The following is a 15,551-nucleotide window of genomic DNA, read 5'->3' on the forward strand; positions in this document are numbered from 1 at the left end:
ATGGGGGCGCCCGTACGCGTTCCTGAACCATTCTGGAGTCACGATAGTGGTCGTAAACGGTACGCCGCAGGAGCAGGTCATCCAGCAACCGCCTGTGTTGGAGCCGATCGACCGAATGGGCGAACGGATTGCACGGTTCGACTGGGGGCGTACATCGCTCGGGCCATTGCCGCGCTGGCCGGCCTCGTTACGCATTGCCGTCGATATCATGCTCTTGTCACCGTTCCCGTGTGCCGTGGTGTGGGGGTCGGACCTCAGCGTGGTGCACAATGATGGCTACCGGACGTTGCGGCCCATTGCCCCGGACGGGTTGGGCAAGGCCTTCGATACGCTGTGGAGCGATGTCTGGCCGGCGATGGGGCCTTGGGTGTTCAAGGCGCTTGAAGGGCACTCGAGTTTTGTCGAGGACCCATCACTGCGTATCACCTGCGGCAAGGGCATGGAACCGTTGTGGTGTGCGTGCGGTTATGCGCCAATACGTGATGAGCTGGGCAGTGTGGCTGGCTTTCTGCACACGGTGATCGAGACCACCGCGAGCATTGAGGCGTACCACCATTGGCGCGAGCAGGCGCAAGGCTTCGAGCGACAGGTCGAACAGCATGTGGCCGAGCGCGAGCAGTTCTGGCAATTGTCGCGTGATGCGATGATGACGGTTACTCCCGAGCTGAAGGTGCATGCCGCCAACCCCGCCTGGTACCGCATTCTGGGATGGACCGAGGAGCAGGTACGCGGCGCACCGGTACTGGAACTGGTGCATCCGGCGGATCGCGCCGAAGTGCAGGTGGCGGTATCCGGGTTCCTGCAGTACAGCAACACCGAGCAGTTGGAGACCCGCCTGCGTCATCGCGATGGCCATTACCACTGGTTCCGCTGGAGCGCGCGCTTCGATGGCAGCCTGCTGACTGCGGTCGGCCGCGACATCACCGAGGACCGTGAAGAGGCCGCTCGTCAATCCGAAGCCCTGATGCGCAACAACGAACGCCTGGAGATGGTTGGCCAGTTGGCCGGCGGCATGGGCCATGAAATGAACAACTTGCTGTCCGGGATCGGTGGCAGCCTCGAATTGCTGCAACGGCGCCTGCAGGAAGGACGACTGGAGCGGGTAGAGGCCTATGTCGCGGTGGCGCGCGACTCGGTGCAGCGTGCCATGGAGCTGACCCATCGCTTGCTGGCGTTTTCCCGCTTTCAACCATTGGCACCCAAACCGCTGGATCTCAACCGTCAACTGAGGCTGATCGAACCACAGTTGCTGAGGACGCTAGGCCCCGAGATGCGCCTGGACTGGCAGCTGGATGTCACGCCGTGGGCAGTGAACCTGGACGTACCCCAGCTGGAAAATGCCTTGATCAACCTGTGTACCAATGCCCGTGAAGCCTGCCTGGAGCGCGGTACTGTCACTCTTCACAGCGTCAACAGGCGGCTGACGGCGTGGTTCCCGGATGAAAGCGGCCTGCCGCCAGGCGATTATGTGGCCTTGCATGTCGAGGATGATGGGCACGGCATGTCGGCGCTGGACATTGCCAGGGCCTTTGAGCCGTTCTACACCACCAAACCTGTCGGGCGTGGGTCAGGGCTTGGCCTTTCAATGGTGTATGGCTTTGTCGGCCAGTCCGGGGGCTACGTGTGGATCGAGTCGACACAAGACCTGGGGACCAAGGTGTGCATGCTGTTCCCAAGGTGCCATGATCCGGTACCCGAGGAGCCCAAGCTGTTGCAGCGTTCACAGCGCATGGCCCGGGGCGAGCGGTTGTTGCTGGTCGATGACGAGCTCGGATTGCGTACAGTCATGCGCGAGTACCTGACCGAGTGTGGTTTCGATGTGACCGAGGTGGGCGACGCCAATAGTGCGCTGGAGCGCTTCCGTCATGGCGGCCCGTTCGACCTGGTGATCACTGACATCGGCTTGCCGGGAGGTTTCAGTGGTCGCCAGGTGGCCAAGGCCATGCGCATGCAGCTGCCGCAGCAGAAGATTCTGTTCATCACCGGTTACGCTGATCAGTCGATCGAAGCGCAGTTGCTCGATCAGCCGGGCACGGCATTGATGAACAAGCCGTTCCCGCTGGCGGACCTAGCCGACCAGACGTTACGCATGCTTGAGGCGTAATGCGTTTCAGGGCTTGCCCAGAATCTGCGCCACCTGCGCCTGCAGTTGCTTCAGCTCGAAGGGTTTGCAGATCAGGTGCATGCCCGCCTCGAGAAAGCCCTCGCGGGCCATGGCCGTTTCCGCGTAGCCGGTGATGAACAGCACCGGCAAGCGTGGGCGCAGGCTGCGCGCAATCTCGGCCAACTGGCGGCCATTCATGCCGGGCAAGCCGACATCGCTAACCAGCAAATCCACCGGTTGTGTCGAGCGTAGCACCTTCAGGCCTTCGCTGGCGTTGGCGGCGCTGTGGCAAGCGAAGCCATCCTCGCGCAGGGCATGGCACAGTAATTGGCGAACATGCGGGTCGTCCTCGACCATCAGCACGTGATGGCCCCGGCTACCTTGCACAGGCTGCACGGGTTTGTCCGGCGCCTGGGCCTGGCCGAGGTGGCGCGGCAGGTACAGGTCCACCCGGGTCCCTTGGCCGATCTGGCTGTGCAAGCTGACATGGCCATGGGACTGCTTGCTGAAGCCATACACCATCGACAGGCCCAGGCCGATGCCTTGGCCGATGGCCTTGGTGCTGAAGAACGGCTCGAAGGCATGCTCCAGCGTGCTTTGCGCCATACCCTGGCCGTTATCGATGATGCGCAGGAGCACATAGTCACCGGCGCACAGGGCGCCGCCAGAAAATTGCCCGGCACCGATCTGCTGGTTGCTCGCCTCGATGCGTAGCTGGCCGCCACTGGGCATGGCTTCGCAGGCATTGAGCAGCAGGTTGTCGAGGGCTTCCTGTAATTGCTGGTCATCGGCTTCAACTGGCCACAGGCCCTTGGCGATCTGCACCTGCAGGGTCACTGTCGGGGTCAGGCAAGTCTTCAGGCGCTTTGCCTGGAGCAGCTCGTGCAGGTCGACCTGCTGGCTGTGCAGCGATTGCCGGGAAGAAAAAGCCAGCAGGCGGTGGGTCAGGCGGGCGGCGCGGGCCACCGCCTCACGACCCATCTGCAGCACACTGTCCAGGCCATCGCTGCGGCCTTGGCGCAGGCGCCGGTCGATCAGCTCGAAACTGCCGCCGATGCTGGTGAGCAGGTTGTTGAAATCGTGGGCGATGCCCCCGGCCAGTTGGCCAATGGCTTCCATCTTGCGCGTCTGGTGGCGGGCAAACTCGCTGCGCTCATGGTCTTCGCCGAGAGGCGTGGCTTGGGCGTCCAGGCGTTGCTGCAGGTCAAGCAACTGCCCGCGTGCCAGGTACTGCCGGCGTCTGCTGCGCTGGGCGGACTGGGCCATGTGCAGCAGTTGGGCGTCTTCGAACGGGGTGGCCAGCTGTAGCACGTTACCAACCGGGTGGTTGGTCGAACCCATGGTTGCCTGGTGGCCTTGGGTGAGGAGCACGATGGGCAGGTCCGACCAGCTCGGTTGCTGGTCGAGAAATTCCTGTAGCCATGCGCTTGGCCCTTGGTCGAACACTGACTCGGCAATGATCACCAGGCCTGCGCCTTCGGCCAGGCAGGCGTGCAGGTTGGCCTGGTCGATCGCGCACAGGCTGCCGATGCCGACAGAGGCGAGCACGCGGGCAGTATCTGCTGCCAATGGGGGCGGCGCCAGGATCAACGCACGTTCGTCCAGCGCCAACGAACTGGCCAAGACGGCTCTCCTGTAGGGTGGTCCGATATCCACTGGACCCAGGGCGCCGTACCAAGGTTCAACAAAATTGCGGGCGTTGCCTACAGGCCCTGTTGCAGCACGGGATCGTCCGGGTTCTGCCGCTCCAGTTCGGCCAGCAGCACCTGCACGTTCTGCAGCTGGCCGGTTTCCTTCCAGTACCGGATCAGCAACACCCGTGCCCGGCGATTGGCCGGTTGGCGGCTGAGCACGGTTTCCAGTTGTTTTTGCGCGGCGTCGATTTGCTCCAGTTCATGCAGGGTAACTGCCAGTGTATAGCGGTAGTCGGTGTTGTCCGGGTCCAGCTCGACGGCGCGGGAAAAGGCCAGCAAGGCGTATTCGCGCTGCTCGTGGCGGTTCAGCCAGAGCCCTAGCTCGTACTGCAGAAAGGCTGAAGCGGGGCTCAGTGCCAAGGCTTTGCCCAGCACCTGGCGCGAAGCGTCGTGATGGCCCTGGCGCTCCAGCAGGCGTACCTGGGTAGCCAATGCGTCGAGGTTGCCGGGGGCTACCGCCAGGGCTCGTTGCAGGGCGCTGGCAGCTTGGGTGTAGTCGTTTTCGTGCAGGTACAGACGCGCCAGGTGCACCTGGGCGTCGGCGTCTTCGGGTTGTTGTTCCAGGGCCTGCTGGTATTGCTCCAGGGCGACCTGCAGGGGGCCGAAATACAGGCCGATGTCATCCGGGTCGAGACCGAGCAGGGCATCTACTGCGGCAAAACGCACGCTTTGCTCGTCGTCGTCCAGCAGTGGGCCGAGTACCAGGCTGCGCTGCGCTGCCGGCAGCAGGCGACGGATACCGCCGATGGCAGCACGGCGCACCAGCGGGTCGGCATGCTCCAGGTCCTGGCGGGCGAGTTTCAATGCCTGCGGCGAGGGGTAATTGGGCAGCTCGGCGTACAAGGCTGCGCGGCGGATGGGTGGCAGGTCGGTGCGTTGCAATTGTTGGTACAGCACCCGCGCAGCGCCGGGTTCGCCGTCATGGGCCTGGCGCAGGGCCTTGGCGTAGCTATGCGCAGGGAGGGTGGGCTGGGCTGGCGGAGTGTCGCGCCACAGGTAGCCGAACAGGGCCGATACCAGGATCAACAGCACAAGGGCGATCAGGTAGCGGTTGCGTCTGGGCATCGGACGATCCGTGGCGGCGGGAAGGGCAGAGCTTGGGCTAGCCGGGGGGTAAATGCAACCGAGTGGGGGCTGACAGGTGCTTGTCTCGGGTTATGCGGTGGGGCACAAATCGAGCGCCGCCCGCGCGGCGCTCGATCTCACAGGCAATGAAAAACTTGTGGCGAACACCCCAAAAACACACACTTCCAAAAACATAAAAAAGCCCCGCGGACCAAGGCCTGCGGGGCAAACGGTTGGGGGAGGAGCCAACCAAAGGAGTCGTCGAAACGGGGTATTCAGTGCGCGCTGGCTACGGTCTCCGGCTGCCAGCCGCCACCCAGGGCCTTGTAGATCGAGACGATGCCGCGGTACAGCTCGACCTCACCCTGGGCTTGCGCATCTTCGGCACTCAGCCGCTCACGCTCGGCGTCGAGCAACACCAGGTAGTCCACCGTGCCCTCGCGATAACGAATCGAGGCCAGGTCCGCCGCCTTGCGGCTGGCGTCGCTCTGGCGTATCAGCGACAACAGCCGCTGCTGGGTCTTGTCGTAATCGCTGAAGGCGTTGGCCGATTCTTCCAGGGCCAGCAGAACTTGCTGTTCATAGTTGGCCAGCGCCCCTTCGGCATCGGCCTTGGCACCGCGCAGGCGGGCGCGCACGCTGCCCAGGTCGAAGGCGGCCCAGGTGATGCTCGGGCCCAGCGCCCAGGCATTGGCTGCCGAAGAGCCGATCTGCGAGCCGCGGGCGGCAGTAAAGCCAAGGAAGCCGCTGAGGCTGACACGGGGGAACAGGTCGGCGGTGGCCACGCCAACATTGGCAGTGGCGGCCGCCAGCTGGCGTTCGGCGCTGCGGATGTCCGGGCGGCGGCGCAGCAGTTCGCCCGGGTCACCCACCGGCAGCGCCTTGGCAATCGCCGGCAGGGCTTTGGGCGACAGGTCTACACTGAGCGCATCCGGGCGCTGGCCGAGCAGGGTGGCAATGCGGTGCCGCGCACGCGCCTGTTCCGCCTGCAGTTGCGGTACGGTGGCTTCAACCCCGGCCAGGCGCGCATCGGCACGCACCACGTCGAGGTCGTTGCCGACACCGGCATCGCGCAGGGTTTCGGTGATGGCCCGCGATTCCTGCTGGGTCTTGAGGTTGGCCAGGGCGATCTTCTCGCGCAGCTGCGCGCCGCGCAGCTGGCCATAGGCATCGACCAGCTCGGCGATCAGGCTGACCTGCAACTGCTGCAGGTCGGCCGCGGCCACCGCTTCCTGGGCTTCGCTGGCTTCGATCTGGCGCTGGATGCGGCCAAACAGGTCCAGCTCCCAGGCCATGTCCAGGCCCAGGTCGTAGCGCTCACTGTTCACCCGTTGTGCGGTCTGGCCGGGGATCTGGCCCTTGCCGATGTCGCTGCTGACGCGGCTGGTGACCACCGGGAACTGATCGTTCTCGGCGTCTTCACGGATCGAACGGGCCACTTTCAGGCGGGCGAAGGCCACGCGCAGGTCACGGTTGCCATCCAGCGAAGCCTGCACCAACTGATTCAGCACCGGGTCGTCGAACTGCTTCCACCACAGGCTTTCGAAGCGGCTACGGTCGTAGGCCTTGGCCTGTACATCGCTGGCCAGCTGCGCGGGCTCGGTGGCCGGGGCCTGGTAGTCCGGGCCTACCGCGCAGGCCGCCAGGGCCAGCGCCAGCAGGCTCGGGGTCAAGGGTTTGAGCAGGTTCATGCATGGTTCTCCAGCACTTGAACGTGTCCGGCCTTGCGGGCCTGGCGACGCTCGACGAAACGGCGGATCAGGAAGAAGAACACCGGGGTCAGGAACAGGCCGAACACGGTCACGCCGATCATCCCCGAGAACACCGCCACACCCATGGCATGGCGCATTTCGGAACCTGCACCGGAGCTGAACACCAGCGGCACCACACCCATGATGAAGGCGATCGAGGTCATCAGGATCGGCCGCAGACGCAGGCGGCAGGCTTCCAGTACCGCAGCCAGCGGGTCGAGCCCCTTGGCCTGTTCGTCCTTGGCGAACTCGACGATCAGGATGGCGTTCTTGCACGCCAGGCCGACCAGTACGATCAGGCCGATCTGGGTGAAGATGTTGTTGTCACCACCCGACACGATCACCCCGGTAATGGCCGAGAGCAGGGTCATCGGCACGATCAGGATCACCGCCAGCGGCAGGCTCCAGCTTTCGTACTGGGCGGCAAGCACCAGGAAGGCCAGCAACACGCACAGCGGGAAGACGAACAGTGCAGTGTTACCCGAGAGGATCTGCTGGTAGGTCAGGTCGGTCCACTCGAAGGTCATGCCGTTGGGCAGTTCCTCTTTCAACAGCTTCTCGATTGCGGCTTCGGCCTGGCCGGAGCTGTAGCCCGGTGCCGCGGCGCCGTTGATCTCGGCGGTAATGAACCCGTTGTAGTGCATCACCCGGTCAGGCCCGGAGGTGTCGCTGACCTTGAGGAAGGTCGCCAGCGGGATCATCTCGCCGAGGTTGTTGCGCACCTTCAGCTGGCCGATCTGCTCGGCATCGAGGCGGAACTGCTGCTCGGCCTGGACGTTGACCTGGTAGGTACGGCCAAAGCGGTTGAAGTCGTTGGTGTACAGCGAGCCCAGGTAGACCTGCAGGGTGTCGAAGATGTCGGTGATCGCCACGCCGTGGGTCTTGGCCTTTTCCCGGTCGATGGCTGCATCGACCTGGGGCACGTTGACCTGATAGCTGGTGAACAAACCCGCCAGTTCCGGCACGTTGTGGCTCTTGGCGATGATGTTCTGGGTTTCCTTGTACAGCGCTTCGTAACCCAGGTTGCCACGGTCCTCAATTTGCAGGCGGAAGCCGCCAATAGTGCCCAGGCCTTGTACTGGCGGAGGCGGGAAGATGGCGATGTAAGCGTCCTGGATGTCGGCGAACTGGGCATTCAGTGCGGCAGCGATCGCGGCGGCCGACTGGCTTGGGTCCTTGCGCTCGTCAAACGGTTTCAGCGGGGTGAACACGATGCCGCTGTTCGGGCTGTTGGTGAAGCCGTTGATCGACAGGCCCGGGAAGGCCACCGAGTCGGCCACGCCAGGCTGCTTCAAGGCGATTTCACTCATGCGCTTGATCACCGCTTCGGTGCGGTCGAGGCTGGCGGCGTCAGGCAACTGGGCGAAGGCTACCAGGTACTGCTTGTCCTGGGCCGGCACGAAACCGGTCGGGGTGGACGAGAAGCCCAGGTAAGTCAGGCCCATCAGGCCGGCGTACACGAACAGGGCAATGCCGCTGGAGCGGATGACCCGACGCACGCCGCCGACGTAGCGGTTGGAAGCGCGGTCGAAGAAACGGTTGAACGGGGTGAACAGCCAGCTGCCCAGCAGTTTTTCCAGAAACCGCGAGAAACGGTCCTTGGGCGCGTGATGGTCCTTCAGCAGTACGGCAGCCAGGGCCGGCGACAGGGTCAGCGAGTTGAACGCCGAGATGACCGTGGAAATGGCGATGGTCAGGGCGAACTGCTTGTAGAACTGCCCGGTAAGGCCGGAAATGAACGCGGCAGGTACGAACACGGCGCACAGCACCAGGGCGGTGGCGATGATCGGCCCGGTCACTTCGCCCATGGCCTTCTGCGTGGCTTCCAGCGGCTTGAGACCCAGGCCGATGTTGCGCTCGACGTTTTCCACCACGACGATGGCGTCGTCCACCACGATGCCGATGGCCAGGACCAGGCCGAACAGTGACAGCGCGTTGAGCGAAAAGCCGAACAGGTGCATCACGGCAAAGGTACCGATCAGCGATACCGGCACGGCCATCAGCGGGATGATCGAGGCGCGCCAGGTCTGCAGGAACAGGATGACGACCAGCACGACCAGCACCAGCGCTTCGAACAGGGTGTGCACCACTGCTTCGATGGAACCACGGACGAACACGGTCGGGTCATAGACGATGCTGTAGTCCATGCCCTCGGGGAAGTCCTTCTTCAGCTCGGCCATCTTCGCCCGCACTTCGTCGGAGATCTCGATGGCATTGGAGCCTGGGCGCTGGAAGATCGGGATGGCCACCGCCGGCTGGTTGTTCAGCAGCGAACGCAGGGCGTACTGGCTGGAGCCGAGTTCGACCCGGGCGATGTCCTTCAGGCGGGTGATTTCGCCATCGGCACCGGCGCGGATGATGATGTTCTCGAACTCTTCCTCATTGACCAGGCGGCCCTGGGTGTTGATCGACAGCTGAAAGCTGGTCGAACCCGGGGCGGGCGGGGCGCCCAGCTGGCCGGCGGCCACCTGACGGTTCTGCTCGCGGATCGCAGCCACCACATCGCTGGCGGTGAGGTTGCGCGAAGCGGTCTTGTTCGGGTCCAGCCATACACGCAGCGAGTAGTCGCCCATGCCGAACAGCTGCACGTCACCCACGCCGCCCAGGCGCGCCAGTTCGTCCTTGATGTTGAGGATGGCGTAGTTGGACAGGTAGAGCATGTCGTAGCGGTTGTCCGGCGAGGTCAGGTGCACGACCATGGTCAGGTCGGGCGAGGCCTTGTCGACGGTGATACCGATGCGGGTCACTTCCTCCGGCAGCTTGGGCTGGGTACGGGTGACGCGGTTCTGCACCTGCACTTGGGCGTTGTCCAGGTCGGTGCCCAGGGCGAAGGTGATGGTCAGCGTCAGCTTGCCGTCAGCGGTGGACTGCGAGGACATGTAAAGCATGTTCTCCACGCCGGTAATCGCCTGCTCCAGCGGCGCGGCGACGGTTTCGCCGATGACCTTGGGGTTGGCGCCAGGGAAGTTGGCGCGCACCACCACGGTGGGCGGCACCACTTCGGGGTATTCGCTGATCGGCAGCTGGAACAGCGAGATCGAGCCCGCGATCAGCAGCACCAGCGACAGCACCGCGGCGAAGATCGGCCGGGTAATGAAGAATTTCGAGAAGTTCATCGGTATGGTCCCTTAACCGCGTGGCGCCTGGGCGCTGGCGACTTTCACGTTGTTGCCCGCCACCTTCGGCGCCGGGTTGCTGGCCTCCAGGGCCTGGCGCTGCTGGGCGAGGGCGGCGAGGGTCTGTTCGCTGGCCATCGGCGTCTCCTCCGGGGTCACCGGTGAGCCAGGGCGCACGCGCTGCAGGCCCTTGACCACGATGCGGTCATCCTTGCCCAGGCCGCTGCGCACGATGCGCAGGCCTTCCAGCTTCGGGCCCAGCTCCACGGCGCGGTAGGCGGCCTTGTTGTCCTTGTCCATGACCAGCACGAACTTCTTGCCAAGGTCGGTGCCCACGGCTTCGTCGTTGATCAGCACGGCCTGGTACTGGGCGCTGCCCACCAGCTTCAGGCGTGCGTACAGGCCCGGGGTGAACTGGCCGTCGCGGTTGTCGAACACCGCACGGCCACGGATGGTGCCGGTGCGCGGGTTGACCTGGTTGTCGACGAAGTTCATCTGGCCCAGGTGCGGGTTACCGGTTTCGTTGGTCAGGCCCAGGTACACCGGGGTGCTTTGGCTGCGCTGGCCTTCTCGGGCCAGCTGGGTGTACTTGAGGTACACGCGCTCGTCGGCGTCGAAGTAGGCGTAGACCTTGTCGGTGGAGACCACGCTGGTCAGCGGGGTGACATCGGCGGTGACGATGTTGCCGGCGGTGAACTGGGCGCGGCTGACACGGCCACTGATGGGCGCGGTGACGCGGGTGAAGCTGAGGTTCAGGCGTGCCAGATCGAGCTGGGCCTGGATCGCATCGACCCCGGCGCGGGCTTCGGCGGCGGCACTGCTGCGCGATTCGGCCAGTTCTGCGGAAATGGCGTTGCTGTCACGCAGGCGTTCGCCACGGCGGGCTTCGTTGGCGCTGCGGATGGCGGTGGCCTTGGCCTGCTGCAGTTGGGCTTCGAGGCGGCGGACCTCGGCCTGGAACGGGCGTGGGTCGATCTGGAACAGCAGGTCGCCTTTCTTGACCTGGGCGCCTTCGGTGAAGGCCACCAGATCGATCTGGCCGGAAACCCGTGGCCGCACCTCGACGGTTTCCGGGGCTTCGAGGCGGCCGGTGAACTCGTCCCATTCGTTGATCGGTTGCTCGATCACCTTGGCCACACTGACCTTCGGCGCGGCGGGAGCCTGCACCGCGTCGGGGGTTCGACCGCAAGCGCTGATCACCACCACTGCCAGGGCAGCGAGGGGCAAGCGCAAGGGTTTGAGTGATTGTTCCATGGAGAACTCCGCCAATGTATTAGTAGTGGGCGGAGTGTGAGTGTGTTGCGCGTGATGCACGAATCGAACGGGCCGAAGGTTATTATCACGATGAATGATATGTGTGGATCAGTCATCGATGCGCGGCATGGTTGCGCAAGATCTGAAAGCTTGTGCAATCTTTGTGGGAGCGGGCAAGCCCGCGAAAAAGGCGACGCAGTGGCTGACACCGGCTTTGCCGGTGTTCGCGGGCACGCCCGCTCCCACAGGGTACCGTGCAGGGATTTACGTCGGCGATACCCGCCTTCAGGGCAGTTCAGCAATTCAATGAATACTTGAGGCCAGCTCGAAGATCGGCATGTACATCAGGATCACGATCACACCGATCAGCAGGCCGATGAAGGTCATCAGCAGCGGTTCGAACAGCTTGACGAACCATTCCACCCAGCGGCCGATTTCCTGGTCATGGAAGTCGGCGCAGCGCTCCAGCATTTCGCCCAGGTTGCCGGACTGCTCGCCGGCCCGCAGCAGGCGCAGCGATACCGGCGTAACCAGCTGCCCGGCCTCCAGTGCGTCGGACAGCGGCAGCCCTTCGCCGACCCGCTGGCTGGCGTGTTCCAGGCGCTCGGCCGCCGCGCTGCCGAGCAGGCCGCGGACCATGCCCATGGCGGTGAGGATGGGGATACCGCCTTGCAGCAGGATGCCCAACGAGCGATAGAAGCGCGCCAGTTCGTACATCATCAGGCGTTGGTGAAGTGCCGGCAGGCGTCGCAGCTGGCAGGCTGCCCAGCGCCGTACCCATGGCTGGCGGCGCAGCAGCCACAGCGCAGTGACCGCACCGAGGGCGCCCAATGCCAGCGGTAGTTGTCGGGCATGCAGGAACAGGCCGATCTGCATCAGCAGCCGAGACAGCCACGGCAATTCGCTGCCCATGCCCTCGAATACCTGGCTGAAACGCGGCACCACGTAGCCGAGCAGGAACAGCACCACGCCACCGCCCACCAGCAAAAGCAGCAACGGGTACACCGAGGCGCCCACCAGTTTCTGCCGTACCAGGTCCAGGCGCTGGCGGTAGCTGATGTAGCGGGCCAGGGCATCGCCGAGCGCGCCGGTACGCTCGCTGGACTGCACCAGCGCCACGTACAGTGGCGGGAACACCCGTGGCTGCTGGCCCAGGGCCTGGGACAGCGAACGGCCTTCGTACAATTGGCGGACCAGTTCGGCGAGCACCTTGCGCGTTGCGGCTGCGGGGGCCTTTTCGGCCAGGCTTTCCAGTGCGTCGATCAGCGGCAGGCCGGCGTTGAGCAGGGTCGAAAGTTCCTGGCTGAACAGCACCAGGTCAAAGCTGGCTGCGCGGCGCCAGGCCAGGCCGCGCAAGGCGCCGCCGTGGCCGTGAAGGCTTAGCACGCGCAGGCCTTGGTCCTCCGCCTGGCGGCGGGCCTGATCGGCGTCCTCGGCGTCGATCTGCAATTGCACCACACCCTGCCTGCCCAGGGCCTTGAGGCTGTAGCGCATGGCCGTTCTCCTTACTGCCAACTGGTGATTTCGGCGTTTTCCCCGTCGCCACCGGGCTGGCCGTCCTTGCCCATCGACAGCAGGTCGTACTCGCCGCCGTTCTCGCCGGGTTGCCGGTAGATGTAGGGGCGCCCCCACGGGTCTTGGGGCACGGCTTTCTGAAGATACGGGCCGGTCCAGCGCGCCTCGCCACTGGGGGCGACCACCAGGGCCTGCAGGCCTTGCTCACTGCTGGGGTAGTGCCCGACTTCCAGGCGGTACAGGTCCAGGGCCTTGCTCAGCCCCTCTATCTGCGCCCGCGCCACCTTGGCCTCGGAGCGGCCGAGCTGGCTGAAGTACTTGGGCGCGACGATACCGGCCAACAGACCGAGCACCACCAGTACCACCAGCAGTTCGAGCAGGGTGAAGCCACGTTGAGGGTTGTTTCTGCGCTGCATGGTGAAGCCCTCCGCTGCATGGGGACAAGCTTTTGCAGGCTCCATGCAACAGCCGTGCACGCCTGCCCCGGCACCTTGCAGCATGCGGCACGCAAAGCGGCACAGTGCTTGCGTCGTGGTCATCGACCCCGGGATTTCCGGGGTATATCCCCCAACATCGGGGGAACCACGAAGAGGCGACCGACATGCGTGGACTCATTCTCGGTTTGATCTGGCTGGTGGCAGGTGCTGCCCAGGCCGATGTGTACATTTCCATCGACGCCAAAGGCAGCTACATACTGACCAACGTCCATCGACCCGGGCGCCTCTATGAAACGGTGATCAGCGAGCCGAAGGCCCAGGCCGGCCCGGCCAACGCGCAGCTCATCACCGGCCGCCCCTACGCCAAGCTGGTCGCCGCGGCGGCGCGCACCCACGACGTACCCCCGGCGTTGCTGCATGCGGTGATCAAGGCCGAGTCCGGCTACAACCCCAAGGCCCGTTCGCCAGCGGGCGCGGTGGGACTGATGCAACTGATGCCGGATACCGCCCGCGAGATGGGCGTGGAAAACCGCCTGGACCCGGAAGACAACGTGCAGGGTGGGGCCCGCTACCTCAAGCGCATGCTCGACCTGTTCGACAATGACATCACCCTGGCCGTGGCGGCTTACAACGCCGGCCCCGACGCGGTACTGCGCCGGGGCGGCGTACCGCCGTTCGCCGAGACCCGGCGCTATGTGCCCAATGTGCTGCGCGAGTACCGCAGGTTGCAGGGGGTGGTGGGTGATTAGCCTCTGCAATTTTCTCTGTGGGAGCGCGCGTGCCCGCGAAGCAAGCGACGCGGTAAAAGGCACCGGCTGCGCCGGTGTTCGCGGCGGTTCGACGCCTCGACACGCCCGCTCCTACAGCGTCGACGTACTTCGAATGACCGTGAACCATACCCTTCGGCGGATGCCAGCAAGCCGACCCGATGGTTTCCCCAACTCTGGGCTATAACCTTCTGAAGGTGCCCAGTTGTGGAGTCCGTCATGGACATCGCCCCTCGTTCCGACGCTATTGAAGTGCCTGCCGGTAGCGAGTTGCCCGCCTCACGCAAGCCGTTCAACATGCTGCGCTGGTATGCCTGGGTCAGCCTGGCCATCATCCTTTCGGTAGCGGTCGGGCTGGGGGTGATCTCCAGCCGTTTCATCATCAACGAGAGCATCGAACGCGACGCCTTGCTCACCGCACAGTTCATCACCTCCATCGCCGATGCCGAAGTGCGCCATGTGTCGATCCCGAATGTGCGCACCATGGGTGAGCTGCTTGACCCGCGCACCGACCACGCCAACCTGCTCGACGTCGACCCGGACGCCCGGCGCAGGGCGCGTGGCGAGTTTCTCGACCACATCGCCCACCTGCCCGACATGCTGCTGGCCAACATCTATGCTCCGGACCGTACGGTGATCTGGTCCAGCAACCCGGCGCTGGTCGGCAAGCTGATAGTGGGCGACAACGACCTGGAGCAGGCCTTCGAATACAAGATGCGAGTCTCGGCCAGCTACCACAACTTCGAACAGGCCCGCGCCGAGCAGAAGTTCGTCACCCCGCCCGAGCAGTTGTTCATCGAGAACTACATTCCGCTGTTCGATGCCGATGGCGAGCAGGTCACGGCAATGGTCGAGATCTACAAAGAGCCCCACGACCTGATCGTGCGCATCGAACATGGCCTGATCCTGATCTGGCTGGCGATCACTGTCGGTGCCGGCCTGGTCTACGTCGGCCTGTACGGCATCATGCACCGCGCTGCGCGCCTGCTGGCGGTGCAGCAGAAGCGCCTGATCAGCAACGAAACCTATGTGGCACTGGGTGAGGTGTCGTCGGCGGTGGCCCACAGCCTGCGCAACCCGCTGGCCAGCATCCGTTCCAGTGCCGAACTGGCCCAGGCGTTCGACGATGGCCCGGCGCAGCGCAATGTCAACGACATCATCGGCCAGGTTGACCGCATGTCGCAGTGGATCCGCCAGATGTTGCAATCATTGCGTCCGCTCAACGATGAGGCAGTGGCGGTGGATTTGCCGCTGGCATTGCAGGAAAGCCTGCAGGCCTATGCGATGCCGCTGGCACGCGGCGGCGTGAGCCTGGATCTGCAACCGTTACCAGTGGTACAGGTGCTGGGGCACCCGGCTTTACTGCGGCAGATTTTCAGCAGCCTGATCGCCAACGCCCTGGAGTCGATGGAGCACGGTGGGCGGTTGCGTGTCGAGGTGGTGCGTCACGACCGGCGTAACCTGACACTGCGCCTTTCCGACAACGGCAAAGGTATGAACGAAGAGCAGCAGCGCATGGCGTTCCGACCTTTCTTCACCACCAAGCAGGGTGGGTTGGGCGTGGGGCTGGTGTTGGTAAAACGCATCATGGAACGCTTCGGTGGCAGTGTCCGGCTCAGCAGCAGCGAAGGGCATGGCACCCGGGTTTCGCTGAGTTTCCGGCTGGCAATACCTTCTGATTGACATTAATAAATGTTCATATCTTCTTGTTTATAAAGGTTTGTTGTTTATTGGGTAATAAATCCCCAAATGTGGGGAATTCATCTCCATTCAGGTTCATGAAAAGCCGGTAAGTCCATGATTCATAAGAATTAACAAAATGTTTGAAGTTGCTGGCTGGGTTTTTGC

Annotated in this window: 10 protein-coding genes; 3 read left to right on the forward strand and 7 right to left on the reverse strand. The window is 64.1% G+C overall.

Features of this window, described 5'->3' with window-relative positions; translation table 11 throughout:
• Positions 1 to 46 precede the first annotated feature (46 nt).
• Positions 47 to 2,104 carry a PAS domain-containing sensor histidine kinase gene (locus tag CAF70_RS07305; protein ID WP_085623170.1) on the forward strand — a complete coding sequence of 686 codons (2,058 nt, stop codon included), beginning with the start codon at positions 47 to 49 and terminating at the stop codon, positions 2,102 to 2,104.
• Between the two features lie 6 nt (positions 2,105 to 2,110).
• Here the strand turns inward: CAF70_RS07305 and CAF70_RS07310 are convergent, their stop codons facing one another.
• The 7 genes from CAF70_RS07310 to gspG form a co-directional block, all read right to left on the reverse strand.
• Positions 2,111 to 3,727 carry a response regulator gene (locus tag CAF70_RS07310; RefSeq protein WP_085623169.1) on the reverse strand — a complete coding sequence of 539 codons (1,617 nt, stop codon included), beginning with the start codon at positions 3,725 to 3,727 and terminating at the stop codon, positions 2,111 to 2,113.
• An 80-nt stretch (positions 3,728 to 3,807) separates the two neighbouring features.
• Positions 3,808 to 4,863 (reverse strand): tetratricopeptide repeat protein, encoded by a 1,056-nt coding sequence (locus tag CAF70_RS07315; protein WP_085661645.1) that lies wholly within the window; start codon positions 4,861 to 4,863, stop codon positions 3,808 to 3,810.
• Between the two features lie 275 nt (positions 4,864 to 5,138).
• Positions 5,139 to 6,554 (reverse strand): efflux transporter outer membrane subunit, encoded by a 1,416-nt coding sequence (locus tag CAF70_RS07320; RefSeq protein WP_085627006.1) that lies wholly within the window; start codon positions 6,552 to 6,554, stop codon positions 5,139 to 5,141.
• Positions 6,551 to 9,730, reverse strand: a complete 3,180-nt coding sequence (locus CAF70_RS07325) for an efflux RND transporter permease subunit (protein ID WP_085627008.1) — start codon at positions 9,728 to 9,730, stop codon at positions 6,551 to 6,553. Before CAF70_RS07325 ends, CAF70_RS07320 begins: the two co-directional genes overlap by 4 nt.
• Positions 9,731 to 9,742: 12 nt before the next feature.
• The gene (mexE, locus tag CAF70_RS07330; protein ID WP_085627010.1) at positions 9,743 to 10,984 is read right to left on the reverse strand and encodes a multidrug efflux RND transporter periplasmic adaptor subunit MexE; all 1,242 of its coding nucleotides are present in this window, start codon (positions 10,982 to 10,984) and stop codon (positions 9,743 to 9,745) included.
• A gap of 303 nt (positions 10,985 to 11,287) precedes the next feature.
• Complete coding sequence (locus tag CAF70_RS07340) at positions 11,288 to 12,478, reverse strand: type II secretion system F family protein (RefSeq protein ID WP_085627014.1); 1,191 nt, start codon at positions 12,476 to 12,478, stop codon at positions 11,288 to 11,290.
• Between the two features lie 11 nt (positions 12,479 to 12,489).
• Positions 12,490 to 12,915, reverse strand: coding sequence for a type II secretion system major pseudopilin GspG (gene gspG, locus CAF70_RS07345; protein ID WP_085627016.1), 426 nt, complete (start codon positions 12,913 to 12,915; stop codon positions 12,490 to 12,492).
• A gap of 185 nt (positions 12,916 to 13,100) precedes the next feature.
• Here gspG and CAF70_RS07350 point away from each other — a divergent pair, with 185 nt between their 5' ends.
• Both CAF70_RS07350 and CAF70_RS07355 read left to right on the forward strand, forming a co-directional pair.
• The gene (locus CAF70_RS07350; RefSeq protein ID WP_085627018.1) at positions 13,101 to 13,685 is read left to right on the forward strand and encodes a lytic transglycosylase domain-containing protein; all 585 of its coding nucleotides are present in this window, start codon (positions 13,101 to 13,103) and stop codon (positions 13,683 to 13,685) included.
• Between the two features lie 237 nt (positions 13,686 to 13,922).
• Positions 13,923 to 15,386, forward strand: coding sequence for a HAMP domain-containing sensor histidine kinase (locus CAF70_RS07355; RefSeq protein ID WP_085627020.1), 1,464 nt, complete (start codon positions 13,923 to 13,925; stop codon positions 15,384 to 15,386).
• The last annotated feature ends 165 nt before the right edge of the window (positions 15,387 to 15,551 follow it).

Origin of the sequence: Pseudomonas sp. B19(2017) (assembly GCF_002113165.1) — a bacterium.
In the GTDB taxonomy this organism is placed as follows: Bacteria; Pseudomonadota; Gammaproteobacteria; order Pseudomonadales; family Pseudomonadaceae; genus Aquipseudomonas.